At 32.8% G+C, this 26,259-nt stretch carries 21 protein-coding genes; 8 read left to right on the plus strand and 13 right to left on the minus strand.

Annotated features, from left to right (window positions below):
• Nucleotides 1-227: 227 nt before the first annotated feature.
• From katG to EMN46_RS15370, 7 genes are all read right to left on the minus strand, one after another.
• Nucleotides 228-2,432, minus strand: a complete 2,205-nt coding sequence (katG, locus tag EMN46_RS15340) for a catalase/peroxidase HPI (RefSeq protein WP_154201703.1) — start codon at nucleotides 2,430-2,432, stop codon at nucleotides 228-230.
• Nucleotides 2,433-2,816: 384 nt separating this feature from the next.
• A complete protein-coding gene (locus tag EMN46_RS15345) occupies nucleotides 2,817-3,533 on the minus strand; it encodes a metallophosphoesterase (RefSeq protein ID WP_154201704.1) in 717 nt (238 codons plus the stop codon).
• 269 nt (nucleotides 3,534-3,802) lie between these two features.
• On the minus strand, nucleotides 3,803-4,588 hold the full coding sequence (locus tag EMN46_RS15350; RefSeq protein WP_154201705.1) for an EFR1 family ferrodoxin: 786 nt from the start codon (nucleotides 4,586-4,588) through the stop codon (nucleotides 3,803-3,805).
• A 190-nt stretch (nucleotides 4,589-4,778) separates the two neighbouring features.
• Nucleotides 4,779-5,711: a radical SAM protein gene (locus EMN46_RS15355; RefSeq protein WP_154201706.1), complete on the minus strand. Its 933-nt coding sequence runs from the start codon at nucleotides 5,709-5,711 to the stop codon at nucleotides 4,779-4,781.
• A 17-nt stretch (nucleotides 5,712-5,728) separates the two neighbouring features.
• Nucleotides 5,729-6,166: a CGGC domain-containing protein gene (locus EMN46_RS15360; RefSeq protein ID WP_154201707.1), complete on the minus strand. Its 438-nt coding sequence runs from the start codon at nucleotides 6,164-6,166 to the stop codon at nucleotides 5,729-5,731.
• A gap of 143 nt (nucleotides 6,167-6,309) precedes the next feature.
• A complete protein-coding gene (locus EMN46_RS15365; RefSeq protein WP_154201708.1) occupies nucleotides 6,310-7,026 on the minus strand; it encodes a peroxiredoxin in 717 nt (238 codons plus the stop codon).
• A gap of 24 nt (nucleotides 7,027-7,050) precedes the next feature.
• Nucleotides 7,051-7,476 (minus strand): Fur family transcriptional regulator, encoded by a 426-nt coding sequence (locus EMN46_RS15370; protein WP_154201709.1) that lies wholly within the window; start codon nucleotides 7,474-7,476, stop codon nucleotides 7,051-7,053.
• Between the two features lie 234 nt (nucleotides 7,477-7,710).
• On the opposite strand from EMN46_RS15370, the gene EMN46_RS15375 reads away from it, so the two are divergent.
• From EMN46_RS15375 to EMN46_RS15385, 3 genes are all read left to right on the plus strand, one after another.
• The gene (locus tag EMN46_RS15375; protein WP_195715285.1) at nucleotides 7,711-10,266 is read left to right on the plus strand and encodes an ABC transporter substrate binding protein; all 2,556 of its coding nucleotides are present in this window, start codon (nucleotides 7,711-7,713) and stop codon (nucleotides 10,264-10,266) included.
• A gap of 23 nt (nucleotides 10,267-10,289) precedes the next feature.
• The gene (locus EMN46_RS15380; protein ID WP_154201711.1) at nucleotides 10,290-10,931 is read left to right on the plus strand and encodes a response regulator transcription factor; all 642 of its coding nucleotides are present in this window, start codon (nucleotides 10,290-10,292) and stop codon (nucleotides 10,929-10,931) included.
• 334 nt (nucleotides 10,932-11,265) lie between these two features.
• Entirely contained in the window at nucleotides 11,266-12,708 is a 1,443-nt protein-coding gene (locus EMN46_RS15385) for a carbon starvation protein A (RefSeq protein ID WP_154201712.1), read from the plus strand.
• 129 nt (nucleotides 12,709-12,837) lie between these two features.
• Here EMN46_RS15385 and cobO read toward each other — a convergent pair whose 3' ends face one another.
• Nucleotides 12,838-13,353 (minus strand): cob(I)yrinic acid a,c-diamide adenosyltransferase, encoded by a 516-nt coding sequence (gene cobO, locus EMN46_RS15390; RefSeq protein ID WP_154201713.1) that lies wholly within the window; start codon nucleotides 13,351-13,353, stop codon nucleotides 12,838-12,840.
• 384 nt (nucleotides 13,354-13,737) lie between these two features.
• Between cobO and EMN46_RS20485 the strand changes: the two genes are divergently transcribed.
• The 3 genes from EMN46_RS20485 to EMN46_RS15405 all read left to right on the plus strand — a co-directional run bounded on the left by EMN46_RS20485 (nucleotide 13,738) and on the right by EMN46_RS15405 (nucleotide 17,767).
• Nucleotides 13,738-13,887 (plus strand): helix-turn-helix domain-containing protein, encoded by a 150-nt coding sequence (locus EMN46_RS20485; protein ID WP_368667559.1) that lies wholly within the window; start codon nucleotides 13,738-13,740, stop codon nucleotides 13,885-13,887.
• An 856-nt stretch (nucleotides 13,888-14,743) separates the two neighbouring features.
• Complete coding sequence (locus EMN46_RS15400) at nucleotides 14,744-15,523, plus strand: hypothetical protein (RefSeq protein ID WP_154201714.1); 780 nt, start codon at nucleotides 14,744-14,746, stop codon at nucleotides 15,521-15,523.
• Nucleotides 15,524-15,550: 27 nt separating this feature from the next.
• Nucleotides 15,551-17,767, plus strand: coding sequence for a sodium-translocating pyrophosphatase (locus tag EMN46_RS15405; RefSeq protein ID WP_154201715.1), 2,217 nt, complete (start codon nucleotides 15,551-15,553; stop codon nucleotides 17,765-17,767).
• 123 nt (nucleotides 17,768-17,890) lie between these two features.
• On the opposite strand, the gene EMN46_RS20040 is transcribed toward EMN46_RS15405, so the two are convergent.
• Genes EMN46_RS20040 through EMN46_RS15420 form a run of 4 tightly spaced genes read right to left on the minus strand, consistent with a single transcriptional unit; the run spans nucleotide 17,891 to nucleotide 21,747 of the window.
• The gene (locus EMN46_RS20040) at nucleotides 17,891-19,309 is read right to left on the minus strand and encodes a nucleoside recognition domain-containing protein (protein ID WP_229130392.1); all 1,419 of its coding nucleotides are present in this window, start codon (nucleotides 19,307-19,309) and stop codon (nucleotides 17,891-17,893) included.
• Nucleotides 19,299-20,075 carry a FeoB small GTPase domain-containing protein gene (locus EMN46_RS20045; protein WP_229130393.1) on the minus strand — a complete coding sequence of 259 codons (777 nt, stop codon included), beginning with the start codon at nucleotides 20,073-20,075 and terminating at the stop codon, nucleotides 19,299-19,301. The genes EMN46_RS20040 and EMN46_RS20045 overlap by 11 nt, the downstream gene beginning before the upstream one ends.
• Before the next feature lie 2 nt (nucleotides 20,076-20,077).
• Nucleotides 20,078-21,097, minus strand: coding sequence for a DtxR family transcriptional regulator (locus tag EMN46_RS15415; RefSeq protein ID WP_154201716.1), 1,020 nt, complete (start codon nucleotides 21,095-21,097; stop codon nucleotides 20,078-20,080).
• Nucleotides 21,094-21,747, minus strand: coding sequence for a metal-dependent transcriptional regulator (locus tag EMN46_RS15420; protein WP_154201717.1), 654 nt, complete (start codon nucleotides 21,745-21,747; stop codon nucleotides 21,094-21,096). Before EMN46_RS15420 ends, EMN46_RS15415 begins: the two co-directional genes overlap by 4 nt.
• 369 nt (nucleotides 21,748-22,116) lie before the next feature.
• Here EMN46_RS15420 and EMN46_RS15425 point away from each other — a divergent pair, with 369 nt between their 5' ends.
• Complete coding sequence (locus EMN46_RS15425; protein ID WP_154201718.1) at nucleotides 22,117-23,481, plus strand: FAD-dependent oxidoreductase; 1,365 nt, start codon at nucleotides 22,117-22,119, stop codon at nucleotides 23,479-23,481.
• A gap of 626 nt (nucleotides 23,482-24,107) precedes the next feature.
• Nucleotides 24,108-24,812: a queuosine precursor transporter gene (locus EMN46_RS15430; RefSeq protein ID WP_154201719.1), complete on the plus strand. Its 705-nt coding sequence runs from the start codon at nucleotides 24,108-24,110 to the stop codon at nucleotides 24,810-24,812.
• Between the two features lie 106 nt (nucleotides 24,813-24,918).
• On the opposite strand, the gene EMN46_RS19645 is transcribed toward EMN46_RS15430, so the two are convergent.
• A complete protein-coding gene (locus EMN46_RS19645) occupies nucleotides 24,919-25,767 on the minus strand; it encodes a sensor histidine kinase KdpD (protein ID WP_195715286.1) in 849 nt (282 codons plus the stop codon).
• Nucleotides 25,768-26,259 lie beyond the last annotated feature (492 nt).

A 26,259-nucleotide genomic window follows, 5' to 3' on the forward strand; every position in this document is an offset into this window, starting at 1 on the left:
GCTTTTATCCGTATTCTAAGAAATATCAATATTGTTATGTAGAATATCGTTGATGAAGAATCTTTTATGGACTCAGCTTTGTATAAACAAAAAGATTTGATTTATGCTTTTAAGTTTTTTCGAGGTTTGTTTCCTTATGTGTTTATATGAAAAAATGGGTTGCAATTATCATTATTTGCAACCCGTTTTTTTGATATACTTTGTTCGTATTTGCGTTTTAGATAATTTTATAAATCAAAACGGTCCAAGTTCATTACTTTGGTCCAGGCTGTTATAAAATCATTTACAAATTTTTCTTTAGCATCACCACTTCCATAAACTTCGGCAAGCGCTCTAAGTTCTGAGTTTGAACCAAATATTAGATCGGCACGAGTTGCTGTCCATTTAACTTTACCAGTTTCTCGATCTCTACCATCAAAGGTTTCTTTATCTTTAGATGAAGGCATCCATGCGGTATTCATATCTAAAAGGTTTACAAAGAAATCGTTGCTTAAAACTTCAGGGTGTTTTGTGAAAACACCGTAGTTCGAATTATCATAATTTGCATTTAAAGCTCGCATTCCACCAACAATAACTGTCATTTCTGGTGCGGTTAATGATAATAGTTGTGCTTTATCAATTAACAGTTCTTCGCTAGAAACTTTAATTTTAGTTTTTAGGTAATTACGGAAACCATCGGCTACTGGTTCAAGTACTTTGAAGGATTCAACATCCGTTTGTTCCTGAGAAGCATCCATACGTCCTGGTGTGAATGGAACTTTAACTGGAAATCCTCCATCTTTGGCAGCTTTCTCAACACCAGCACATCCAGCTAATACAATTAAATCGGCTAGTGATATTTTTTTATCATCCGATTGTGAACTATTAAATGCCTCTTGAATTGTTTCCAATTTTGCCAAAACTTGGCTGAGTTGGGCAGGATTGTTTACTTTCCAATCTTTTTGAGGAGCTAAGCTAATACGTGATCCATTGGCACCACCACGTTTGTCCGATCCACGAAAAGTAGACGCAGATGCCCAAGCTGTTGATACTAGTTGTGATATGGTAAGTCCAGATTTTAAAACTTTCACTTTTAGTTCAGAAATATCACTTTCATCAACAAGAGTGTGATTTAATGCAGGAATATTGTCTTGCCAAATAAGTTCTTCGGTAGGAATTTCAGAGCCTAAATAACAAGTTCGTGGTCCCATATCACGATGAGTTAATTTAAACCAAGCTTTTGCAAAAGCGTCTGCAAATTCGAGTGGATTCTCATGGAAATTTTTTGAAATTTTACCATATACAGGATCAAAACGCAAAGCTAAATCAGTAGTTAGCATTGTTGGTTTGTGTTTTTTTGATGCATCGTGAGCATCGGGCATTTCCTGACCGGCATTTTTTGCTGTCCATTGCTTTGCTCCAGCAGGACTAGTTGTTAGTTCCCAGTCAAATTTAAACAGGTTGTCGAAGAAGTAATAACTCCATTTCGCAGGTGTTTGTGTCCATATAACTTCCAATCCACTAGAGATAGTATCTCCTGCTTTTCCAGTGCCAAAGGTATTGTTCCAACCCAAACCTTGTTCTTCAATATTTGCTGATTCTGGTTCTGCTCCAACATGAGCCGCATCACCTGCACCGTGGCATTTACCAAAGGTGTGACCACCTGCTATTAGGGCAACGGTTTCTTCATCATTCATTGCCATACGGGCAAATGTATCTCGAATATCCTTAGCTGCTAAAAGAGGTTCTGGATTTCCATCTGGTCCTTCTGGGTTTACATATATTAATCCCATTTGTATAGCAGCAAGCGGGTTGTCTACTTCCGATTTATCTAAATTACGTTCATCATTTTCTAACCATTCATCCTCTGAACCCCAATATACATCCTCTTCAGGTTCCCACACATCTTCACGTCCTCCTGCAAAACCCAAAGTTTTAAAACCCATAGATTCTAAGGCAACATTACCAGCTAGTATCATAAGGTCGGCCCATGATATTTTTTTACCATATTTTTGTTTGATAGGCCAAAGTAATCTTCGTGCTTTATCAAGGTTTACATTATCTGGCCAACTATTTAGAGGTGCAAAGCGCTGTTGTCCGCTTCCTGCTCCGCCACGACCGTCGCTGGTTCGATAAGTTCCCGCACTATGCCAAGCCATTCTAATAAAGAACGGGCCATAATGTCCGAAGTCGGCAGGCCACCAGGATTGTGAGTTGGTCATTAACTTTTGAAGATCCTTTTTAATGGCTTTTAAGTCAAGACTTTTAAATTCATCGGCATAGTTAAATGCTTCACCCATAGGGTTGGATTTCGATGTATGCTGACGAAGAATATTAAGTTTTAATTGATTAGGCCACCAATCACGGTTTTTAGTGCCACTAGAACCAACAGAATGTTTACCGATAGCTCCAGTTACGGGGCATCGACTTATTTTTTTAGCTTTATCTACCATGATTTAAATTTTTAATGAGAAATTATATAACTCAATTTACAAAATACTAAGTAGACTGACTATCATTTCATTAAGTAAAGTGTTTAATTGGAATGATTCTTTTTTGATGATTGTGATTGGTTCATTTTTCTGGTTTTGTCATGTGTTCCTTTGAGGAAACAAGCTGTGTGAACCATGATAAAACAAGCAGAATTGGCTAAAAGTGCCTGTAAATTCAAAAGGAGAGTGGGGTGGGTTCAGTATTTGTGTTGAATGTGCTGTTTTGCGCAAATCGGTGCGGAGCATGACGAAATATAGAAATAAAGTCGAAGTATATAATTTTCTCTGTATTCCTAAGTATAGGAGATAAGTTTTGTAGTAACTTAGTGTTCTATTTATTCGCTTTTATTTTCTGCTCATAAATGATTTTGTGATACGTTCTCTTACAGGTACCTTTCTTATTTCAAACTCTTCCATTAGCCCATCATCAGAATATTGAATTGACAATTTTTCTAATTCAATTTTGTCTTCTAAAATTTCCAAAATTCCAAGTCTTACTTCGGGTTTGTTATAGCATCCTGCCGAGCCCAAATTAACATACCGACATCTACCTGTTTGGTCATTTTCGCGATGTGTATGTCCATAGAATATTATTTCAGAGTTTATTCCGCTGAATAGGGTATCCAATTCTTCTATGCTTGGATTTTCTATTCGTGTCGCAAACCAATTTTGCTTTTGATTTAAACCATAATGCTGAAAAGTTATCTTTTTATCTCTACCTATTGGATAATCTATTGAAAATTTCCATTTCTTCACTCTGTTTTTATAGTCATTTCCTATTTGGCGATTAATCCATGTTCTATGTTGAACTTCTTCCTCACTCATCCAGTCGGGAATAGGCTTTGGCAATCCGTGAGCATACCAATAATCATGATTTCCCATAACAAAATTCATTTCTTCAATTGAAAATGCCAGATCGATACATTCTTTTGGAAAGGGACCAATTCCAATCAAATCTCCAACATGAAATATCTTATCACATCCATTGGCTCTAAATGTTTCAATTGCCTTTTTTAATGCAGGTAAATTTCCATGAATATCTTGAAATATTCCCAATTTCATTTTGTAATTTCTTTTCGTGTATTATAATTATATGAGCTATAATCAAATGTCATTTTGTTGACCTTTTTTGTTTCGCTAAGCTGAATTTTAGAAAAACAACAATAGATTAGATCGCTAAAAAAACAAACCAACTTTAAAATTATTAACACCTATAGAATAGGGTTGTAAGTTAAGTTGGCTCTTTGTTTTCTAGCTGTATTATACTAATATCTTACGAGATGAAATTACTCGTTAGCGATTCTAAAATATTGTTTAATAAGGTAATGTGTTTATACGAAAAATTCAGGCTCTTTTCTCTCCGAACAATTGACAAATAATTTTTCTTTAATTGCATTCATTGTAGGGTTGTCGACTATTCGTGCTTCATGTGGACAGTATTTTACACAAGCACAACAAAACGTACACAAATCTCCATTTGTTGTAACAGTATCTGTAATTGTTATAGCATTTGTAGGACATTTTTCGGCACAAATTCCGCAAAGATCACATTTATCAATATCCGTTGTTGGATGAAATTCTCCAGGTATTTGACCACGTTTTTTGTATGGATAGTTACCTGATATATCTAAGTCTGAATTTATATCTGTTTCATTTAATTTTGCAGTTATCATCTGTGCAAAATTCTTACACTTTACAAGATCTTCTTTATCTGGTCTATTTTTAGCTATTGGTTTTTCGTCTGATGAAAATGAATGTTCTCCGATAAATGCAGCACCAGCAATTGTTTTAAATCCACAATTAGTTGTAATCTCATTAAGCTCCAAAAGGGCATCATCGTAATCTCTATTACCGTATGTAGCTACAATAACAACTGGTGACTGGTTAGATTTTAATTTTTGTAATGTTTCAATAGCTGTTAATGGTATTCGACCTCCATATACAGGCATTCCAATTATGGTTAAACAATTATCATCTATTTTAGAATCTATTTCAGTATTGCTTTTGGTAATATTATTTTCTGAGATGAGCTCTAAGCCAATGTTTTTGCCAATTTCTCTAATAATTTTTTGTGTTGTTCCTGTTGGTGAAAAATAGATTAACCTTAATGTTTTCATATTCTATAATCCTTAATTTAATTATAATTGTTTTGATGTGCTTTTGTTATTTTACTTAGAAGTAAATTGTAAAAGTAATGGTAGAATGATTAACTCTTTTTGTTCAATTGTTTAAATTTTGAGCTGTTGTAAACATTGATATTAGAATTTATTCTACCAATACTGATACAAATCTAATGTAAATTTATTTTTATTTTTTTTGATAAAAGACACCTCTTTCTTGTTCGACTGTTTTAATTTTTTCTTCTGATTCTAAAACATCTAAATACTTATTAATTTCATTGACATGTAAACCTAAAATTTTTGTTAAATCATCAAGAGTACAAGGTCTGCGTGCAATAGTTTCTATAATAGCTGTTTCAATATCGCTTCTAAATGATTGTATATCTCTTCTTTGCTGAGAGGAACAAATTATTTCAACATTATCTAACTTCCAATTATCAGATATCCGTTGTAATTCTTGTTTTGTTGCACCTCTTAAATTAGAAACTGTTCCTGGTCTGTCTAGTGTATTTAATTGAACAGACTCAGGTTTTATTTTCAATATTACTTTTTTGAGTTCTGCCAATTCATTTTCACTATCATTATACTCAGGTAAAATGAAAATTTCGAGCCATATTTTGCCCTTAAATTCTTTTCTAAAATCGATTAACCCTTGAATATACTTATCAATACTTAAATCTGTTGCAGGTCTATTAATTTTCTTAAAAACATCTTCAGTTGCAGCATCAAGAGATGGTAGAACAACATCGGCATTTAGGATTGCTTCTCTAACCTTTTTATCGTATAAAAGAGTTCCATTAGTTAAAACAGCAACTGGTATATTAGGCTTGTTTTGTTTAATGAATTGTAATATTTCTCCGATAAAAATATTCAATGTTGGCTCGCCTGATCCTGAGAAAGTTATATAATCGGGATCTGGATTGTTTTTGAAATAATGACTTAGTTCTTCTTTAATTTTATCAAATTTAACATACTCTTTTTTGTCAAGTGTCAGTTTTGTGGTTTTACCTACTTCACAGTAAACACAATCGAGAGAGCATACTTTTTTTGGAACTAAATCAACGCCCAAAGACATGCCTAATCTACGAGAAGGAACTGGTCCAAATAAATATTTATACATCTAATGTTTTCTTATAGTTAATTATATTTTACCCTTAGATCTTTATTACCTAATGTAGGTTTAATTAAATCTTGCCATTCCTTAGTTTGCCATGTTTCAAGATTCTTATGGGTGGTAAAATATTTTTGTGGAATAGGATGAGTTCCAACAACAACTTTTATTTTGTATTTTTCTTCTATAAATTTCTTGAAATATGCGATATGAGGGCAGGGTGGATAGCCAACAACCATTCCTGTTGCAAAATGAATGGCTTCTACGCCGTTTTTAATCATTTCTTCAGGTGTATATTCAATGTTTCCACCTGGGCATCCTCCGCAACTGGTGTATCCAACTACTTCGAGAGGTTCATCTTTGCTATAAATATCAAAAGCACCTTCTCTGTTTTGCATGGCTTTAAAACATTTTCCGCCTGCGCAAGTTTTATATCTGTCACATATTATTATTGCTATTTTCATATAGTTAGTTTTTTAGATTTAATCCGTAAAGGGTTAGTTTTTAGATTTGAAAATTGAATGTTGTTTATATTATTAAATGGTGTAAGTAAGCGGGATGTGAGTCTTAATTACTTACAAACCCGCCTTTTATTTATTAGCATTTCCTATTTCTTTTTTAATACTTTATCTAGAACCGTTTTTTTATCAAGTTTTTTGGTGCAGAAGAACCAGTCCTGACAGTTAATTTCACTATCATCCATTCTGTCTTTGGCAGAACCACAAGAACCTGCAGGTCCGATTATGACATCATCTCCAGGACGCCAATCAGCAGGCGTTGCAACTCCAAATTCATCAGCTGCCTGCAATGCAATAATCACTCTGTATAATTCATCAAAATTTCGGCCTAAACTTAATGGATAGTATATTATAGTTCTAATTATGCCTTTGGGATCAATAAAGAAAACAGCTCTAACCGCTTTTGTTGAATCCTCATTGGGTTGAATCATGCCATACTTTTTGGCAACATCCATAGTGATGTCTTCTATCAATGGAAAATTAACTTCAACATCTTTCATGCCCTTGTATTCAATCTTTTCTTTGATTGTACGTAACCAAGCAATATGGCTATATAAGCCATCAATAGAAAGACCCACGAGTTTGCAATTGGCTTCTTCAAATTGATCTGCCATTGTAGCAAAGGTCATGAATTCCGATGTGCAAACAGGTGTAAAATCTGCAGGGTGACTAAAAAGAATAACCCATTCACCCTTATAATCTGAAGGGAAATTGATATCTCCTTGTGTTGTTACTGCTTTAAATTCAGGTGCAGCATCGCCAATTCTAGGCATACTAAATACCTCTTGTTCTTGATTTTGTTCCATGATGTTTAATTTTAAAGTTAATGTTTAACATTTATCGAATGTTCCTCTAATTTGAACTACAATGTCTTCTAGCTTAAATCCGGGGAATTTTTTCTTTTTAAAATAGTCTTTCAATAACTCATCTAACTCATGATCCATATAATCTTCAATCAGATCACATTCAGAACAATATAAATGATGATGAGCTTCTATTATCCCATCATATCTCATAATATCTCTATCAGTTTTAACCTTTTTTATTAAATTATTCTCAACTAAAGTTTCTAATACCTTGTATACTGTTCCAGTCGCTATATTGGGGTGAGTTTCGCGTATATATTCAGTAATATTATCGGCAGTTGGATGATTGTCTAAATCATAGATAGCCTCAAGAATACAAATGCGTTGTGGTGTAACTTTCAATCCTTTTTTAGATATTTTATCTCTAATATGTTCGATTGATGTTTTCATTTGTAAACTTCTTTAAGGAGAATGATTCTTATTTAGTAATAAATAAAGTTAAGCATTTATTTAGAAATAGAATGATACTTATTGAATTAAGGATAAATTTTATTTTGATGTGCGATTTACAATGAGTTTAGATTGAATTTGTTTTTAATTAGTGGCTTTAGTAATTTTCGCAAAATAAAATTGTTGTGTGTTTCAATTTCACAGTAATTACTTATGCTTAAAGGCGATTGTTCTATGAAATTTAAATATCACTTTTTATTAATATTTTGCTTGTTTATTCTTGTTAATCCGCTAAAAGCAAGAAAGAAAAAGGTTTTGGTTTTGCATTCCTATCATCAAGGTTTAAACTGGACCGATAATATTACACGAGGAATACAATCTGTCTTTAATCAGTACGATAACTTGGAGTTGCAGTTTGAATATATGGATTCAAAGCGCAATTCTGATTCGATATACTTAAAGGAATTTGCTAAACTTTACGAACTAAGACACCATGATATTCCTTTTGAGGTGATTATTGCATCAGACAATAATGCACTCGAATTTGTAAGAAAATATCAGGATATCTATTTTAAGGATATACCTGTGGTTTTTGCTTCAATCGATCAATTTGATGAGAGTTTGATAGCGGGAATGGATAATGTAACAGGTGTAACAGAGTTTATAGATTTTAAAAGAACTATTCAGGAAGCTCTTCGTCTACACCCTAAAGCAAAAAATCTGGTGGTAATTAACGATAATCAAACCACATCGGCCATTATCAATCGAAATTATATTAAATCATTTTGGCCCGAAATTGATACTGACATTAACTTGGTTTTTCTGGAGAATTTATCAATTAAAGAACTTGTAAGTCAGGTGAAAAGCTTGGATGAATCGAACATCATTCTTCTTCTGAATTTCAGTAAAGACCAAGATGGCAATTATATTTCTTATCAAGAAAATATTGAAATTATAAGTGAGGCTACCAAACTGCCTATTTATAGTTCGTGGGTATTTTATTTGGGAGAGGGGATTGTGGGAGGTATGCTAACCAGTGGTTTTGACCAAGGTAAGTTGTCAGCTCAAATTGCTTTACGGGTAATTAATGGTGAAAATATTAATCAAATTCCTTATGTAACTTCAGGTTATAATAGTTTGATTTTTGATTATAATCAGATGAAGCGATTTGGTATTAAACCCAATGAACTGCCCAAAGGAAGTCGTATTATTAATTTACCAATGACTTTTTTTGAAAAAAATAAAAGCTATCTACTGCTTACATTTGTTTTCCTATTACTTATTGTTTTGATTGTTTTATATACTCGACACATAAGAAAACGTAACGAAAATAGATTGTTTGCAATTAATAAAGATTTGGAGCTTAATAAAACCCGTTTATTGCGGATGTTAGATTCCAATTCTGATGGTGTATGGGAACACAACTTCAAAACAGAATGTTTTACTTGCAGTAAGCAAATTTGGTTGAACCTAGGTTACGATCTTGATTTGATTAAAAATACAATAGAATTTGTATATGCTCATATTCATCCCGATGATAAGATAATTGTAAAAGAAAGGCGATTAGATTATCTAAAAGGTAAAACAAAGACTTTTGAAGTGGTTTTTCGATTTTGCAATGCCGAACACGAGTGGATGTGGTATAAGGGAAAAGGTAAAATTCTGGATAGGGATGAGGATAATGCGCCTATAAATATGGTAGGTACTTTGATTGATATCACGCAACGAAAATTGGCTGAGGAACAGGTTCATGAAGATAAAAAACAGATTATAGCTTCTGAAAAACGTTGGAGATCGTTAGTCGAACAGGCTGCTGACGAGATTTTGATTCACGATTTTACAGGTGAAATTATTGATGCCAACTCGTCGGCATGTAAAATATTTGGTTATAATCATAAGGACTTGCTTCAAATGAATGTTGCTAGTTTTGATTGTAAATATACACGTTTAAACCTTGAGGCATATTGGAATATGCTGAGTCCACAAAATAGTTCATTGAGTATAGAATCTATTCAAAAACGGGCTGATGGTTCTACCTTTCCTGTTGAGATGAACCTAAGTCTTATTGATTTAGAGGAGGATCGATTGATACTTGCCGTAGTGAGAGATATTAGTAAACGTCAGGAAACTGAGCGTAAAGTATTGAATGCTGTGATAAAAACTGAAGAAACGGAGCGTAGACGATTTGCCAAAGACTTGCACGATTCAATTGGACCATTGTTATCTAGTATTAATCTTTATCTTTCGGCTCTTAATCGAACTGATGAGGAGGAGAAAAAACAGCGAATTGTTAAGGTGTCTCGTGAGGCTGTTACCGAAGCTTTGGTTAGTATAAAGGAAATTTCGAATAATTTGAGTCCGCATATTTTGAGCGATTTTGGACTTGAGAAGGCTATTGATTCTTTTACTCATAAATTAAAAGTTTCTGAGTCGATTAATATTACGTTTCATGCTGAAAATTTAAATGAGCGCCTGAATGAACAGATTGAAGTTGTAATTTATAGAGTGGTGACTGAGCTAATTAATAATACCATTAAACATGCTAAGGCCAACAATATTGAGATTAATCTGTCTCGTGAAAAGATCGATCTAAAGTTGATTTATATTGATGATGGTATTGGTTTCGACATTAGAAAAACGGAATCAGATAAATCCACAGGTATGGGACTGCATAATATTTTGAGTCGTGTTCGCTCTTTAAATGGAACATATAAAATGAAAAGTAAGTTTGAGAATGGTGGTATGATGACCATTATTTCAGTTCCTTTAGAATCTAAAGAAAATTTATAGTAATACTTCCTAAATAGAAAGAAATGAAAGAGTATGGGCTAGCTTTAGTTGACGATCATAAAATGTTTCGCAGTGGATTGCGTTTTCTGCTTAATGATATTCCGGAAATTAAAGTGGTAGGTGAAGCTTCAGATGGTTTGGAATTTCTTGATATGGCAGCCAATAAAATTGTCGATATTGTTTTAATGGATATTAATATGCCCAACATGAATGGGTTAGAGACTACGCGTAAGGCTCTTAAGCTTTATCCCAAGCTTAAAGTTATTGTACTTTCCATGCACGACGAAGAGGAGTATTACGACCAGATGGTTGATGCTGGCGTTCAGGGGTTTCTTTTGAAGAATTCTGGTGTTGAGGAATTGAATGCTGCTTTGCAGGCTGTTATCAATGGTGGAACTTACTTTTCTCAAGAACTCTTGGTTGGTATTCTTGATAAAAAGAAACGAAAGCAATTTCAGACTGAGGTTGTTAAATTAACTCAACGAGAGTTAGAAATCCTGAAATTGATTTGTAAGGGGTTTTGTAATAATGATATTGCAGAGAAACTGTTCATAAGTCATCGTACTGTCGAGCGCCATCGTTCCAATCTTTTGAGTAAAACAGATTGTCCTAATGCAACCTCATTGGTGATGTATGCCGTGAAAAATAAAATTATTGAGGTCTAAGCCAAATTAATGGATTATATTAGGTTTTAATGACTCTTATTTGTGATGTTTTTAAAAGTGATTTTTTTACAAATGAGAGGTCCTTTTTTTTGTTACGCAAACGTTTTATACTGTGTAGATGCATTCAAAATAAAGAATGGAGTAGTCTTGTGTATAGTTGTTTATGTGTTTTTGTGTCAAAAATATGGGTAAAAACACCCATTCCTAATTGGGTGTTTTGTGTCTTATAAATAGGTTTTTCCCACCTTTCTTATTCTTTCTAAATCTGCTTGTTTTGTTTGTAGTAATTGGATTCACTTTTCTAAGAGCTATTTACAAACTAAGTAACACGAATATGATAACTTTTATTTTATGTATCGTTGCCCTTATTGTAGGGTATTTTATTTACGGAAAATTTGTTGAGAAACAATTTGGTATCGAGCCTGATTCTGTAACTCCGGCTATTGCAAAAGAAGATGGTGTTGATTTCGTTCCCATGAACTGGAGAAAGATCTTTTTGATTCAATTCTTGAATATTGCAGGTTTAGGTCCAATCTTTGGAGCTATTGCGGGTGCACTTTGGGGACCAGTTGCTTTTATATGGATTGTATTTGGATGTATTTTTGCCGGTGGAGTTCACGATTACTTTTCTGGAATGCTTTCGGTACGTCATGGTGGAGCTAGTATTCCTGAGGTTGTTGGAAAGTATTTAGGAACTGGTTTTAAAAAATTTATGCGTGTATTCTCTGTTATTTTATTGGTACTTGTAGGGGTTGTTTTTATAAAAGGTCCTGCAGCTATTCTTACTGGTTTAACAGGTGTTAATGTTTCCATATTAATTGGTGGTATTTTCTTGTATTATGTACTAGCAACCATGATTCCTATTGATAAGTTGATTGGTAAAATATATCCTATTTTTGGTATTTCACTTTTGGTTATGGCCTTTGGTATTGCTGGCGCTTTAATTTATGGAGATTATAGTATTCCTGAATTAACAGTAAGTAATTTTTCTAATATGCATGCTAACCCTTCTAAGTTTGTTGTTTTTCCTTTGTTATTTATTACAATTGCTTGTGGGGCTATATCTGGATTTCACGCTACTCAATCGCCGCTGATGGCTCGTTGTATGACCAATGAGAAGCAGGGGAGAAAGATTTTTTATGGAACCATGATAGCAGAAGGTATTGTAGCTATGATTTGGGCTGCTGCTGCTATGACATTCTTTGGAGGTGTACGCGAATTGGGTGAAACCATGGGACAGTCAGGACACAATGCTGCTTGGGTTGTGAATGAAATTTGTGGAAGTTTATTAGGTAAAGTTGGTGGTATATTGGCCATATTTGGTGTTGTTGCTGCTCCTATTACATCTGGTGATACGGCTTTTCGTTCTGCTCGTTTGACTATTGCTGACTCTTTTGGTTATTCTCAAAAGAAACTGATTCAGCGTTTGGCTATTACGCTTCCCCTATTTGCAATCGGGTTTTTATTGACTCAAGTAAACTTTGCTATTATTTGGAGATATTTTGGTTGGGCAAATCAAACTCTTGCTACTATTGTTTTGTGGACTGCTGCTATGTATATGGTAACTAAAGGACGCAGCCACTGGTTTGCAACCATTCCCGCTTGTTTTATGACGGCTGTAGTAACAACTTATATTCTTATCGCACCAGAAGGTTTTCAGTTATCACAAACTATTTCTTATACAATGGGTATTCTTTCTATGATAGCAACATTGTCTATCTTTTTATATGTGGCTAAACAGAAGAAATTGGTGTTGAAAAAAGTAAGTGTGAAATAATTAAATCTAAATATCTTTTATACAAAATGACCTTGATTCTAATTGGAGTCAAGGCCATTTTGCATTGTAGAAAAAGTGAAAATCAATTTCTATTGTTGCAGCTTAAAACTATTTCGATAATTAAAATGATTAACATTCAATACCTTCTCTTGCTTCAACACCTTTGGTGTAATAGTGTTTTATTTCTTTCATTTCACTTACTAAATCAGCAATTTCAATTAACTCAGTAGGGGCGTATCTACCTGTAATAATAATTTCAGTTTCATCTGGTTTCTTTTTTAGAAGTTCAATAAGCTCTTCGACCGAAAAAAGCTTAAAATAGATAGCAATAGTGGCTTCGTCGAGAATAACGACATCATATTTAGCCGATGAAATAATCTTCGAGACTTTTTCAAGTCCTTTACGTGCTACATCAATATCTATTTGCGTTGGAGCCTTTTCAATAAAGCAATCTATTCCATATTGTTCAACAGTAATGTTTGGAAGAAATTGTCGTGATGCTTTAACCTCCGAATAGACTAGCCCTTTTACAAATTGACCGATATACACCTTTTTACCTGCGCCAATAGCTCTTAATGCAAGACCAAATGCTGCTGTGGTTTTTCCTTTTCCGTTACCAGTGTATACATGTATATATCCTTTCATAAAATATAATTTTTAATAATACTGATGATTTTAATTCTTTAACATGACTTTGGGGGGATTCCCAATTTTATCAGTGTTTTAGTGCTTTTGTTTAATTGATGACTAATGTTTAGAACAAGCTCTGTTTAGCCTTACTCCAACGAAGAGTTGACAGTCTGAATATAACCCGTTTTGTTATAAATAGACCATATACATTATACATTTTTTAGCTTACAAAGCTAATATTTATAGCTCAAATTGTTATTGTTTACGAGTTGTATTATTTATTTAAACGAGACATCAGCTTGGCAATAAGGATTTGTTGTTAGTTTATTATGTTTGGTTTATTTTGAAAGTGTGGGACAGTAATTGATATAGCAGTAAAAAGACTAAAAATAGCTAATAATTACTGAAGCTAAACGCAGACTTCTCAAAAGAGAAATTACAACCAAAGAATTGGCTTTCGTACTATGTTTTGATTCCATAAGTAGCTTTTCTCGATTCTTCAAAAAAAATGTAGGCGTTAGTCCATCAATATTTAGAAATCAAGACTAATTCTGAGTTTATTTCTTGAATAGATATACCTTTTCTTATCCGTGTTACGGATAGTTTAATTTTACTGTTTGGTGAATTTCGAAGCCTTATTAAAATAGTTCTAACAGAATAGTTTATTGACAGCTTGTTCGAATGTAAGTCTGATCCATATTTTAATTTCTTATTCACTTATCAAAATGAGATAATCTTATCTTAATTATCTTTTCCCAATTGCAACTTTAATTTTATTGATAGCTTCCTTCTTCAAAGAGTTTCCTATTTCTGTTATACTAATGCAGATGGTGTGTGTGTGTTAATTTTCTATTGTTTAATTCTTTGGTTGTGATTCATTGTGCCTGTTTTTAATGCATTAAGTAGTATTAGTCTTTTCGAATTTAAAATATTATGAAGTAAAGTTGATAGCTGAGTCTAAATCTTTCAAAATATTTTTTTACACCAGAGTTAGTTGTGTTTTAGTTATCTATTTGTTGAGGATGAGATCACTTAGTTCGCTTTGTTTTCCTGTGTTTCATAGCTAAATTATGATGATGTAGAGGTGTTGTGAATATAGTATTTTATTTTATGCGTGGATTATGAAAACTATAAAAATGTAATTTATACGACTATTTGTGAGAATTTATAAATTATTCTTATACATTTGTTTGTGTATTTTTGAAAAATGAGATTTTATTTTGTTAGCTATATCGAGGTGATGTTAGGCTGATGAATTCAAAAAGGATAGATCTATAAAGTATCAATTGACTCTACTACTATCATTATTACCCAAAATAATGACTGTATATTTAATTTGTATCAAAACACTTTATTTTTTCATAATAAAGCGTAACATATTGTTTTAACTCTAAACCCAAAGTAAATGATGAAACCAAACATTTATTTAAATCTAACGCCTGAAGCTTTAATTGCCTCCATGCTTTCTCCTACAGAATTTGGAAGCTATATGGCAGTAGGAACTCATAAGCGTACGCATGGGCAGGTAATTTTTCTTGAGGTTGACAGTGATGCTATTGAGGATATTCTTCCTATGGAATATATAAAGAAAAGATGTGTTCCTCAAGAAGGAGGACGACCTAAAAGCTCGGTTTATCTTTCTATTTATCGTGCATTGGAAACGATTCCGGTTAAAGCTTTTAAAAGTTTATATCTGACAACGGACGATGGGCGAACAATGGAAATTAAAAAAGGAGATTATACCGGCGATGTTAAATCTAGTGCGTACTTGTATCAGGAACTTTGTCCGATTGCACCTAGAATTATCAGTAAATTAGCTCCCTTGAAATTCTTAAATTACATGACAGGAGGAAAAGAACAAATTTGTGTTCCTAAGTTGGCATTTGTAGACTTGCAATTGAACGGATTGACAGATGATTTTGAAAATTCACCCGCACATAATCTGCCTTATCCAAATTTAGATCATATACGAGATTGTATGAAGATTCTTAATGAAGAACCGGGTAAAGTTCAAAAAACTATTATGCGTTTCTTCTCACGGGAACTCTTTTTTAGAACAATTAAGAATGGTTTTTTCATCGGTGATAATAAAGAAATGATCTATTATCCTTTCCCTTCAGAAGAAGAGTTGAATGATAAGCATTATGTATGGTGGAGATCAGCTAAAGCTATTGGATTGAAATAAAACATAACATTAAAAAACACAACAAAAATGCAAAACATTGATAATATATTTTGGTTGATCCCAATAAGCTCTCTAATTGCTTTAGGCTTTGCCTTTTACTTTTTTAAACAAGTAATGAAAGAAAGTGAAGGGACCGATAAAATGATAAAAGTTGCTTCTCATGTTCGAAAGGGAGCAATGGCATATTTAAAACAGCAATATAAAATAGTAGGTATCTTTTTTCTAGTTATAGTAATTCTGTTTTCCATATTAGCTTATGGTTTTAATTTACAAAACGAATGGGTTCCTGGAGCTTTTCTTACGGGTGGTTTCTTTTCTGCATTAGCCGGTTTCTTTGGTATGAAAACAGCCACTTATGCCTCAGCTAGAACGGCAAATGCTGCTAGAACATCTATGAGTCTTGCTTTAAAAGTGGCTTTCAGAAGTGGTGCTGTTATGGGACTTGTTGTCGTAGGACTTGGTCTTTTTGATATTTCAGCTTGGTTTATTGTGCTTAACTATTTTGTAGATGAGCCAACTATAGCTGAAAAAATGATGATTATTACAACAACCATGTTGACATTTGGTATGGGAGCATCAGCTCAAGCTTTATTTGCTAGAGTAGGTGGTGGTATTTTCACAAAAGCTGCTGATGTTGGCGGTGACCTTGTTGGAAAAGTAGAAGCGGGGATTCCCGAAGATGACCCAAGAAATCCTGCTACGATTGCTGATAATGTTGGTGATAATGTAGGTGATGTTGCTGGTATGGGAGCCGATTTGTACGAATCGTATTGTGGCTCAATATTAGCTACTGCGGCGCTTGGTGCTGCAGCTTTTATAAAAACCCCTGAATTACAAATGAAGGCAATTTTAGCTCCTATGTTGATTGCTTCGGTTGGAATACTGCTTTCTATTATTGGTATTTTTATGGTTAAGGCCAAAGAAGGTGCTACTCAAAAACAATTACTTAAATCCTTGTCAAGAGGAACAAATATTAGTTCTGCTTTGATTGTCGTTTTCTCATGGATCATTCTTTATGTTCTTAAGCTTGATAATATTTGGGGAATTTGGGCTGCGATTGTTACAGGATTGATTACAGGAATAATTATTGGGCGTGCAACAGAATATTACACCTCAGAAGAGTATCGTCCAACACAAAAAATTGCAGAAAGTTCTAATACAGGAGCTGCTACTGTAATTATTTCTGGTTTGGGAATGGGAATGATTTCAACAGCAATTCCTGTTGTGGCAGTTGTTTTAGGTATTATGTTTTCATTTATGTTTGCTTCAGGATTTGATATGGCTAATATGGGTTTAGGTTTATATGGTATTGGTATTGCTGCAGTAGGAATGCTTTCTACTTTGGGAATAACTTTAGCTACTGATGCTTACGGACCAATTGCTGATAATGCAGGAGGTAATGCAGAAATGTGTGAGCTCGGTGCTGAAGTTCGAAAACGTACTGATGCTCTTGATTCTCTAGGAAATACAACTGCAGCAACAGGTAAAGGATTTGCTATTGGTTCTGCTGCCTTAACTGGTTTAGCTTTATTAGCTTCTTATATCGAAGAACTTAAAGTGGGTATTATTCGTTTGCTTGAAACGGCTGAAAGTTATGCTTTCCCAAGTGGACATACCGTATTCTCAGCTAGTGACGTTAGTTCAATCAACTTGATGGATTTCATGAACTTTTTTAAAGTTAACCTGATGAATCCAACCGTATTAATCGGTATATTTTTGGGATCGATGATGGCATTTGTATTTTGTGGTTTAACCATGAATGCAGTTGGTAGAGCGGCTGGAAAAATGGTAGATGAGGTAAGAAGACAATTTCGTGAAATACCTGGTATCTTAGAAGGTAAAAATGAACCAGATTACGCCAATTGTGTTGCTATTTCGACTAAAGGGGCTCAAAAAGAAATGTTGTTGCCTTCAATTTTGGCAATTACTGTTCCTATTGTTGTCGGCTTGGTATTTGGAGTTGCTGGTACGATGGGTTTATTGGTAGGCGGATTAGGTGCCGGTTTTGTTTTAGCTGTTTTTATGGCAAATTCTGGGGGTGCTTGGGATAATGCAAAAAAATACGTTGAATCAGGACACTTAGGAGGTAAAGGTTCTCCTGCTCATAAAGCAACCGTAATTGGTGATACTGTGGGTGATCCCTTTAAAGATACATCAGGACCAAGTCTTAATATATTAATTAAATTGATGAGTATGGTTGCTATTGTAATGTCGGGAGTAACTGTTGCCTATAGTTTAATGTAAAATATCTATTTGATTAAATTCAATGGGGTTAAACAACTTGTTTAACCCCATTCTTTTTTTGTGTATAAATCTAATATCAAAATATTAAAGTTTCAGTTTTGTAAACTCCCTTTTGAATTGTTTTTATATGAAAATTCTCCATAGTTGAGCAACTAAAAAAGTGATAATAAAACCAGCAAAAACTGGAAGTAAAGTTGCTACTACAGTCCATTTTAAACTATTGGTTTCTTTGTAAATAGTATATATTGTTGTACTACACGGATTATGCAATAAACTAAATAACATGACATTTATTGCTGTAAGTAGCGTCCAACCACCTGCTCTTAAAATATCTGCTGTGGCAGTTACAGAGTCTAGTTCAAACATAACACCATCACCAACGCCACCAGAAATACCAGTAACCATTACGGTTAGCATAAGTATTGTAGGTATTACGATTTCATTGGCAGGAATGGCAACAATGTAAGCTAGTAGAATTACACCATTTAAACCCAATAAAAAGCCAAAGTCATCAAAGGAATCGATTAACCAAGAGGCAACACTTTGGTCGCCAATAAATACATTAGAAATCAACCAGATAACTGCTCCTGCCGGTGCAGCAAATACGATAGCTCGCCATAGAACAATTAAAGTTCTATCGATTAGTGATGTATAAATTGTTTTCCAAAAAACAGGTGGTCTGTATGGTGGCAACTCTAAATTAAATGTAGAAACCTCTCCCTTTAATACGGTTTTGGATAAGGCCCAAGAGAAGAAAAACATAAAGAAAATACCTAAAATAGCAATACCTATTACAGCCGATAAAGAAGCTAAACTTGAATATGATTCAGGCACAACAGCCCCAATAAATATAGTGGCTAATAATATTTGTGTTGGCCAACGACCATTACATAAAGAAAAATTATTGGTAATAATCGCAATTAAGCGTTCTCTCGGACTATCAATAATACGTGTTGCAACAACGCCTGCTGCATTACAACCAAAGCCCATACTCATTGTTAATGCTTGTTTTCCATGAGCTCCAGATCTTTTAAAAAGGTTATCCATATTAAAAGCGACTCTAGGTAAATAACCAAAATCTTCAAAAAGTGTAAACAGTGGGAAAAAGATAGCCATAGGTGGCAGCATAACTGCTATAACCCAAGCCACAGCTAAATAGACACCATCAAATAAAAATCCATTTAACCACCAAGGAAAACCTAGATTTGTTCCAAAATCTTTCAAAATTGGATGAATGTTATCTAAGAGCAATGAAGCTAACATAGAAGAAGGGTAATTGGCTCCAATAATGGTAAGCCATAAAACAGCTCCTAAAATAAAAAGCATAATAGGAAAGCCCCAAATTCTACTTGTAACAATTTTGTCTATTCTAGCGTCTAATCTAAATTTCGATTTTTTATTATCTTTTGTCACCGCATCTTCTACAATTCTAGAAGCATCAGCATAAATACTTTCACTTAGGTTATCGTGAAAGTCATCGCCAATTTCCCAACGTAATTCTTCTGATAATGCGATTATATCATCTATATTTTTAGTATTCATTGCTAGCTATTTTACCTGTTTTTAAAGCTTCTATTATTTGAGCATCTCCTTCTAATAATCTAAAAGCTATCCATCTACTATTTGAAATATTGGGATATTCTTTTTCTATTGTTTTACTCAATTTTTGAATTGAACTCTCAATATTTTTAGGAATATTTTTTATTTTTCGTGGTTTGCATTTTATTTTTCCATTAGCCAATTCACTTATAGTTTGAATAAGTTCAGGAATTCCTCTTTGAAACCTTGCGCTTGTTGGTACAACAGGAATGCCAAGGTCTTTTGCTAAAATTCTGGTATCTATTTTGATATTATTTCTTTCCGCTTCGTCTATTAAGTTTAGACATAAAACAGCATTGTTTGTAATTTCTAGAATTTGTAATACTAAATTTAGATTACGTTCTAACCTACTAGCATCTACCACAATTACTGTAACTGTTGGTTTTCCAAAAAGGATAAAATCTCTAGCAACTTCTTCGTCTTCCGATGTCGATAGTAACGAATAGGTTCCAGGTAAATCTACCAGTTTGAATTTTTCGTTGTTATACTCAAATGCTCCTTCAGCTCTTGTAACGGTTTTACCAGGCCAATTTCCTGTATGTTGTCGTAAACCAGTAAGGGCATTAAAAACGGTACTTTTACCTGTATTAGGATTGCCAGCAAGAGCCACTACAAAATCAAAATCACCAGTTTTTACACCTAGCTTTTTAAGTCCGTCAGCATTAAAATGAGCACAGGTTTCGCAAGCACTTTGGGGTTTATTTTTCATTACTAATTTCTGTTTATTAAAATTTTTGACGCTTGATCTTTCCTTAATGCAATAGATGTTCCTTTTATTAAATAGGCTTTAGGATCACCTAAAGGATTTAATAAATCGATGGCTACAATTGCTCCTTTAACGAAGCCTAAATCCAATAATCGTCTTCTACTTTCACCTCTACATTCTTTCGATAATCCAACAATCATTGCTGTTTCTTCAAATTTTAAACTCGATAAACGGGCAATATTTTCTTCTTGTATTTCATCTTTTTCTAATAATGAGATGGTAATATTTCCTGCTACTATTGGTGCTAAAATAAATTGCTCTCCTTCTGAATGAAATACAATACGTTTAGGGTTATTTTCAATAACTCTAACAGTAGAATATAAATAGATATTTTCTGCTAATATCTGTTTGTAAATAATATCTGGCTTATCTTCAATATGTATAATTTTACCTATGTCACCTTCTTTAAGAGACGATAATGGAATACCTTTTGAACTAACCATTTTCCCTTTTTTTGTTGGTATTGGATCGCCATGTGGGTCAAATTTTGGATGTCCTAAAAGGTTCGAGAGTTTATCTATTTCAGATTGACTTAATTCATGCTCTTTTTTCTCTGCTCTTTCGTGCCATTCTTCTTTATGAAAGCCTGTTTTTTCAGATAAATATTTTTCCCATAATCGGTGAGCTCTAATTATTTGTAAAGCATATTCACTTCCAGCTGTCGTTAATTTATAACTGTCTTTTTCTAATGAAATTAACTCATTGGCCAGCATTGTTTTTAGACTCTCGACAATTATATCATTCGAAAATTCTAAAGTACTAGTTAAATGGTTGGTAGTTATGTGCTTGTTGGATGTTTGATTATGATATAGGAATTTTAATATATCTTCTATAATCATCTTGTCCTCTTGGTGATACATATTTTTCAGTAAAGAGTAAATTCCTTTTTTAGGTCTGAAAACAAAAAAAAGCAATAAACTAATTCCAAAGAATATGAGAAGAGCTGTTATTGGGTTATAATTCATTTTTTTAAGTATAAATTTTTAATTACGTTTTCCGAAATATTAAATTGTTTTCTATCTATTTCGATTTTGAATGAATTGTCAAATTCTTCTTTTTCAAGTACTTTTATTTTAGCACCAATTACAATATTGTTTTTTGTTAAGTATTTCAAAAAGTTTTCAGATTCATCTTTTACTTCAATAAAAATTCCTTCTTCCTCAATTTCAAATTGATCAAGACAAACGGCATCAATTATTATAAGCTTACCATTAACATCAGGAATCGGGTTTCCATGAGGATCAACTTTAGGAAAATTTAAATAAACATCTAGTTTATTTGTCAATTTTTCCGAACGAATGTGTTCTAGTTGTTCTGCGACTTTATGTACTTCATCCCAACTAAAATCTAATTTCTCCACAAGAAAAGTTTCCCAAAGTCTATGTTTTCTTATCACAGAAAGAGCGATTTTTTCACCTTTCGAGTTTAATTTAACGCCTTTGTACTTCTGATATATTAATAATTCTTTTTTTGCTAATTTCTTAAGCATATCGGTAACTGATGATGCTTTAGTTTCAATTTTTTCAGCAAGTAGATTTGTATTGACATCTGCTTTGTGTTTTTGCTCTAAAGCATAAATCTCTTTAATGTAATTTTCTTCCGATTTTGTAAGCATGAAAATTATATTCGCTTAAGTTTAAATTAATTTTTAGACACATCTAAATTATAAAAAAAATATTTAGAATTTATCAGTTTTAGACATTAAATAAATTTTTTAGGTAAAGTCTCGGTTAAAATAAATAAAGCGGCAGAATTAAGTTTTAAATTATGAGGTTTAAAGGATGTTTAAAATTGATATGGATTTTTAATCCATCAGTCATAGAATATAGCTGATATTTTAAGGTTATATTTTTATGTCTTAATTGTAAACGTTATAAATTGACTTCTAGATTGGTATAAAATTGATTATGGACACAAAATGGCAAAAAATAAATTATTAATTTCACAATATATTTCATATCTAAACATCTAAATATTTACAATAATGGAGAAAGTTAATGTTTTAATTATTGGTGGTGGTGCATCTGGTCTTCAAGCTGCTATAAGTGCAAAAACAAATAATCCAGATAAGTCAGTTATTGTGGTTAGAAAAGAGGAAAAAGTGTTAGTTCCTTGTGGTATTCCATACATTTTTGGGTCTTTACATGCTACAGACAAAAACATTATGCCCGATAAAATGTTGACTAATGTTGGCGTTGAAATAAAAATTGCTGAAGTTATAGACGTTGATATAGAGAACCATATATGTTATTTGTCAAATAAGGTAAAACTGTATTTTGAAAAACTAATATTTGCAACAGGTTCTGTTCCGACTATTCCTAAGTGGCTAAAAGGTGGTGATCTTGAAAATGTGTTTACTATTCCAAAAGATAAGTTTTATCTAGATGAAATGTATACTAAATTGAAGGATTTGAAAAAAATCATTACAATTGGTGCTGGATTTATTGGGGTGGAAATGTCGGATGAATTGAATAAAGAAGGGCGTGATGTGACTCTTATTGAAATCGAATCTTCCATACTAAATAGAGCTTTTGATAAAGAATTTGGAGACAAAGCTGAAGAGTTATTAAGATCTCGTGGCGTTAAAGTTATTACAAGTAAAGGCGTAAAAGAAATTATTGGAAAAGGCGGTAAAGTACAAAAGGTTATTTTAACTACAGGAGAAGAGCTTGAAGCTGATGCTGTTGTGCTTTCTATGGGTTATATGCCAAACACGACATTGGCAAAAAAATCGGGTCTTGAATTAAATAAATATGGATTTATTAAAACGTGTGAATATATGCGTGTTGATGATTGTTCCAATGATATTTTTGCTGTTGGTGATTGTGCTGAGAAAAGAGATTTCTTAACCAGAAAATTATGTACGACTATGCTTGCATCAACAGCATGTGCTGAAGCCAGAGTTGCGGGTATGAGTTTGTACGAATTAAGTCCTTGTAAATCATTTAGTGGCACGATTGCCATTTACGATACTGCCATTGGTAAAACGGCATTTGGTACGGCTGGTATTATTGAATCTAAAGCAAAAGATGAAAATTTTAGTGTGGTTGCTGGAAGTTTTACGGGAATGGATAAACATCCTGGTACACTTGAAGGTATGCATGAACAAACTGTGAAATTAATTGTTGCTGCTGATTGTGGTATGATTTTAGGTGGTGAAGTTTGTGGTGGTTGTAGTGTAGGAGAACTAACAAACTCTATAGGGTTTTTAATTCAGAGCCACACCAACATAAAAACTTTATTATCTGCTCAAATTGGTACGCATCCTTTACTTACAGGTTCTCCTGCTGCTTATCCGTTAATTAAAGCTGCCGAAGTTGTTGCAAAAAAATTAAAAAGACAATTTTAAAATAATTATAAATTCTCACAAAAGGGCTTCTAATTTTTACAATTAAGAAGCCCTTTTTATATATTGATAATTGTCTAGTGTTAAATATGCTTTACAGATTATTCTTCATAAAGTATTAGATCTATTAAACTAGGTCAATTTTTCTTTCATATTTAAATGTCCTTACTAAGTGAATGTTTAGTCCTTTTTATAGCTATGGAAATAGAATGGTGTTTCAGATTCATATAGAAGGCATTCTTCTTTAAATTATCTTTCGCCTTTAGAATATACGGAAGACTATTAAATAATGAAAAGGATGCAGCATGACTTAACTTATTGTCCACTTTTTTGTTGCAAGTCCAGGGTAGGAGAGTCTTTCTCAATGGTTTTATGTAGTGTTTTTTTGCGATATAAAATGATTAGGAGTGTATTTCCCTATGTGGATTTTACTCTATACGATAACATTTAAATTTTGATAATTATAAATTTAGGATAGCCTTCTAAATAGGCAATTTTATTTACCTTTGCATCCTGAAAATTAATATAAACAAAGCAGGTGGCATCTCCCTGCGCTGAAGTTTTGAAAAAAACATACAACAATTGTTTGTGAATATTCTTTCAAGCTTTAATTAAAAAAAATTAAAAAAATGCAAAATGAAATTTTATGGCTAACCATGTTGTTGGCAAACTTCCTATTAATTATTTTAGCATATCGTATTTTTGGTAAATGGGGCCTTATTATTTGGATTCCAATTTCTGTTATTATTGCTAATGTTCAAGTTATTCAAACTGTTGAACTTTTTGGATTCGTTGCTACCTTAGGTAATATTGTATACGCCTCGTCGTTTTTAGTAACTGATATTCTGTCAGAAAATTACGGTAAAGAAGAAGCAAAAAAGGCTGTTTGGATAGGATTTTTCAGTCTCATTTCCATGACTTTATTAATGAATTTAGCCTTGTTCTTTATTCCCCTAAAAGGAGATGAGTTTGCAGGTGTTGCACACGAAGCAACCAGTACAATATTTAGTTTAATGCCACGTATTGCTATTGCTAGCCTTGCGGCATATTTACTTTCTCAACGACACGATATTTGGGCTTATCACTTTTGGCGTAAGCACTTCCCAACAGACAGTCAAATTTGGATACGTAATAATTTAAGCACATGTATTTCTCAGTTGATAGATAGTACCGTATTTGTAATCATTGCTTTTTGGGGTGTATTTGAAACGTCTGTTATGTGGGAGATATTTATAAGCACATATTTCTTGAAATTTATTGTTGCTGCAGCCGATACACCATTCGTTTATTTGGGTAAAAGAATTTTCAAAAAAGGGAAGTTCTATTTAGATTAATGTCTTTTGTTGAAGATGATATTAAACTATTTATGAATTCATAAATAAATACAGCTAAAAAATGCTTTTGTTTGAAGGCTTTTTTAGCTGTTTTTTTCTCACTCTTTTAACTTTTCAAAGGCAAAGTAAATTTAAAATCACTACCCTTGCCCAATTCGCTTTCAATCCAAATTTTCCCGCCTTGTTTTTCAACAAGTTCTTTGCAAAGTATTAAGCCTAAACCAGAACCTTTTTCGTTTGCTGTTCCAATCGATGTTTTATTTGTTCCAACTTTAAACAATTTAGCTTTAGATTCTTCATTCATTCCAATACCATTATCTGAAATTGTAATTTCAATTTGGTTTTGTCCTTTTTCTGCTAAAATATTTATGTTACCACTTGGCTTAGTAAATTTGATTGCGTTTGAAATAAGATTTCGTAAAACTATTTTTAACATGTCTTCATCGGCATAAACTGTAACCTCTTCTGTTTTATTATAGCATAATGATATTTCTTTAGCTGCTGCTAATGAATTTGATCCTTCCACGAGTTCGTTAATAGTTGATGATAAATTTATCTGTTGTGGATTGAAATTTATTTGTCCCGTTTGTGATTTAGCCCAATTCAATAAATTGTCGAGCAAAACAAGTGTATTTTGGGCTGATGAATTAATAAAACCTAAATACTCTTCAGATTTTTCAATTTCAAGGGTTTTTACATTTTCAATTAACAGTCCCGAAAAACCTAAAATACTGTTAAACGGACTCCTTAAGTCGTGAGCGATAATAGAAAATAGTTTGTCTTTAGTTTTATTTGACTCCTCAAGTTTAAGTTTATCCTTTTGTATTCTAGTATTTTTTAAAAGTATTGTGTTTTCATCTATTTCCTTTAAAAGCATTATGAAACCAATTCTAACGGTACTTACGATAAACAAAGAAATTATAAGATACCAATTGTCAACAGTAGAACCTTTCAAAAAAAGATAAGGTTTATCTATGTGATATAAAATAGAGGCTCGGTAAAGTTGAAAAATAGTATATATTATGAGTGCAATACTTATAATAATGGCAAATTTGTATTTTTTTTTATTGGTAAAGAGGCTCAATGCTCCTATTGTATAAAAAAATGCACAAGCAATTATCTGAATAATAATTCGAATTATATTGTCTTTTGCGACTAGTAGAAAAGAAAAATAAAATAGAAAAGTGAAAATAACGAAAAGCCATAAAATATTTTTTCGAATTTTGTCATCAAAGGAAATAAGACCAAAAGTTGTTATTGCAAAACTGGAAATAAAAAAGAAATTACTTATTTGGACGGAGTATAAGAAAGGTAGGCTATTTCTGAAGGCTATAAGAATCATGGCTATTGTTTGAAATACAATACCCAGAATAAACATTGATAAATACCACCTTTTATGATGAAAAAAATATTGATAGGAGAAAAGTGCAATATTAAATATGTTGGT

This window comes from Ancylomarina sp. 16SWW S1-10-2 (assembly GCF_009669305.1).
GTDB lineage: Bacteria > Bacteroidota > Bacteroidia > Bacteroidales > Marinifilaceae > Ancylomarina.

What these genes read in the sequence shown, in the direction of transcription:
- katG (WP_154201703.1), bottom strand. Translation starts at nt 2,432, where the DNA reads ATGGTAGATAAAGCTAAAAAAATAAGTCGATGCCCCGTAACTGGAGCT.
- EMN46_RS15345 (WP_154201704.1), bottom strand. Translation starts at nt 3,533, where the DNA reads ATGAAATTGGGAATATTTCAAGATATTCATGGAAATTTACCTGCATTA.
- EMN46_RS15350 (WP_154201705.1), bottom strand. Translation starts at nt 4,588, where the DNA reads ATGAAAACATTAAGGTTAATCTATTTTTCACCAACAGGAACAACACAA.
- EMN46_RS15355 (WP_154201706.1), bottom strand. Translation starts at nt 5,711, where the DNA reads ATGTATAAATATTTATTTGGACCAGTTCCTTCTCGTAGATTAGGCATG.
- EMN46_RS15360 (WP_154201707.1), bottom strand. Translation starts at nt 6,166, where the DNA reads ATGAAAATAGCAATAATAATATGTGACAGATATAAAACTTGCGCAGGC.
- EMN46_RS15365 (WP_154201708.1), bottom strand. Translation starts at nt 7,026, where the DNA reads ATGGAACAAAATCAAGAACAAGAGGTATTTAGTATGCCTAGAATTGGC.
- EMN46_RS15370 (WP_154201709.1), bottom strand. Translation starts at nt 7,476, where the DNA reads ATGAAAACATCAATCGAACATATTAGAGATAAAATATCTAAAAAAGGA.
- EMN46_RS15375 (WP_195715285.1), top strand. Translation starts at nt 7,711, where the DNA reads ATGAAATTTAAATATCACTTTTTATTAATATTTTGCTTGTTTATTCTT.
- EMN46_RS15380 (WP_154201711.1), top strand. Translation starts at nt 10,290, where the DNA reads ATGAAAGAGTATGGGCTAGCTTTAGTTGACGATCATAAAATGTTTCGC.
- EMN46_RS15385 (WP_154201712.1), top strand. Translation starts at nt 11,266, where the DNA reads ATGATAACTTTTATTTTATGTATCGTTGCCCTTATTGTAGGGTATTTT.
- cobO (WP_154201713.1), bottom strand. Translation starts at nt 13,353, where the DNA reads ATGAAAGGATATATACATGTATACACTGGTAACGGAAAAGGAAAAACC.
- EMN46_RS15400 (WP_154201714.1), top strand. Translation starts at nt 14,744, where the DNA reads ATGATGAAACCAAACATTTATTTAAATCTAACGCCTGAAGCTTTAATT.
- EMN46_RS15405 (WP_154201715.1), top strand. Translation starts at nt 15,551, where the DNA reads ATGCAAAACATTGATAATATATTTTGGTTGATCCCAATAAGCTCTCTA.
- EMN46_RS20040 (WP_229130392.1), bottom strand. Translation starts at nt 19,309, where the DNA reads ATGAATACTAAAAATATAGATGATATAATCGCATTATCAGAAGAATTA.
- EMN46_RS20045 (WP_229130393.1), bottom strand. Translation starts at nt 20,075, where the DNA reads ATGAAAAATAAACCCCAAAGTGCTTGCGAAACCTGTGCTCATTTTAAT.
- EMN46_RS15415 (WP_154201716.1), bottom strand. Translation starts at nt 21,097, where the DNA reads ATGAATTATAACCCAATAACAGCTCTTCTCATATTCTTTGGAATTAGT.
- EMN46_RS15420 (WP_154201717.1), bottom strand. Translation starts at nt 21,747, where the DNA reads ATGCTTACAAAATCGGAAGAAAATTACATTAAAGAGATTTATGCTTTA.
- EMN46_RS15425 (WP_154201718.1), top strand. Translation starts at nt 22,117, where the DNA reads ATGGAGAAAGTTAATGTTTTAATTATTGGTGGTGGTGCATCTGGTCTT.
- EMN46_RS15430 (WP_154201719.1), top strand. Translation starts at nt 24,108, where the DNA reads ATGCAAAATGAAATTTTATGGCTAACCATGTTGTTGGCAAACTTCCTA.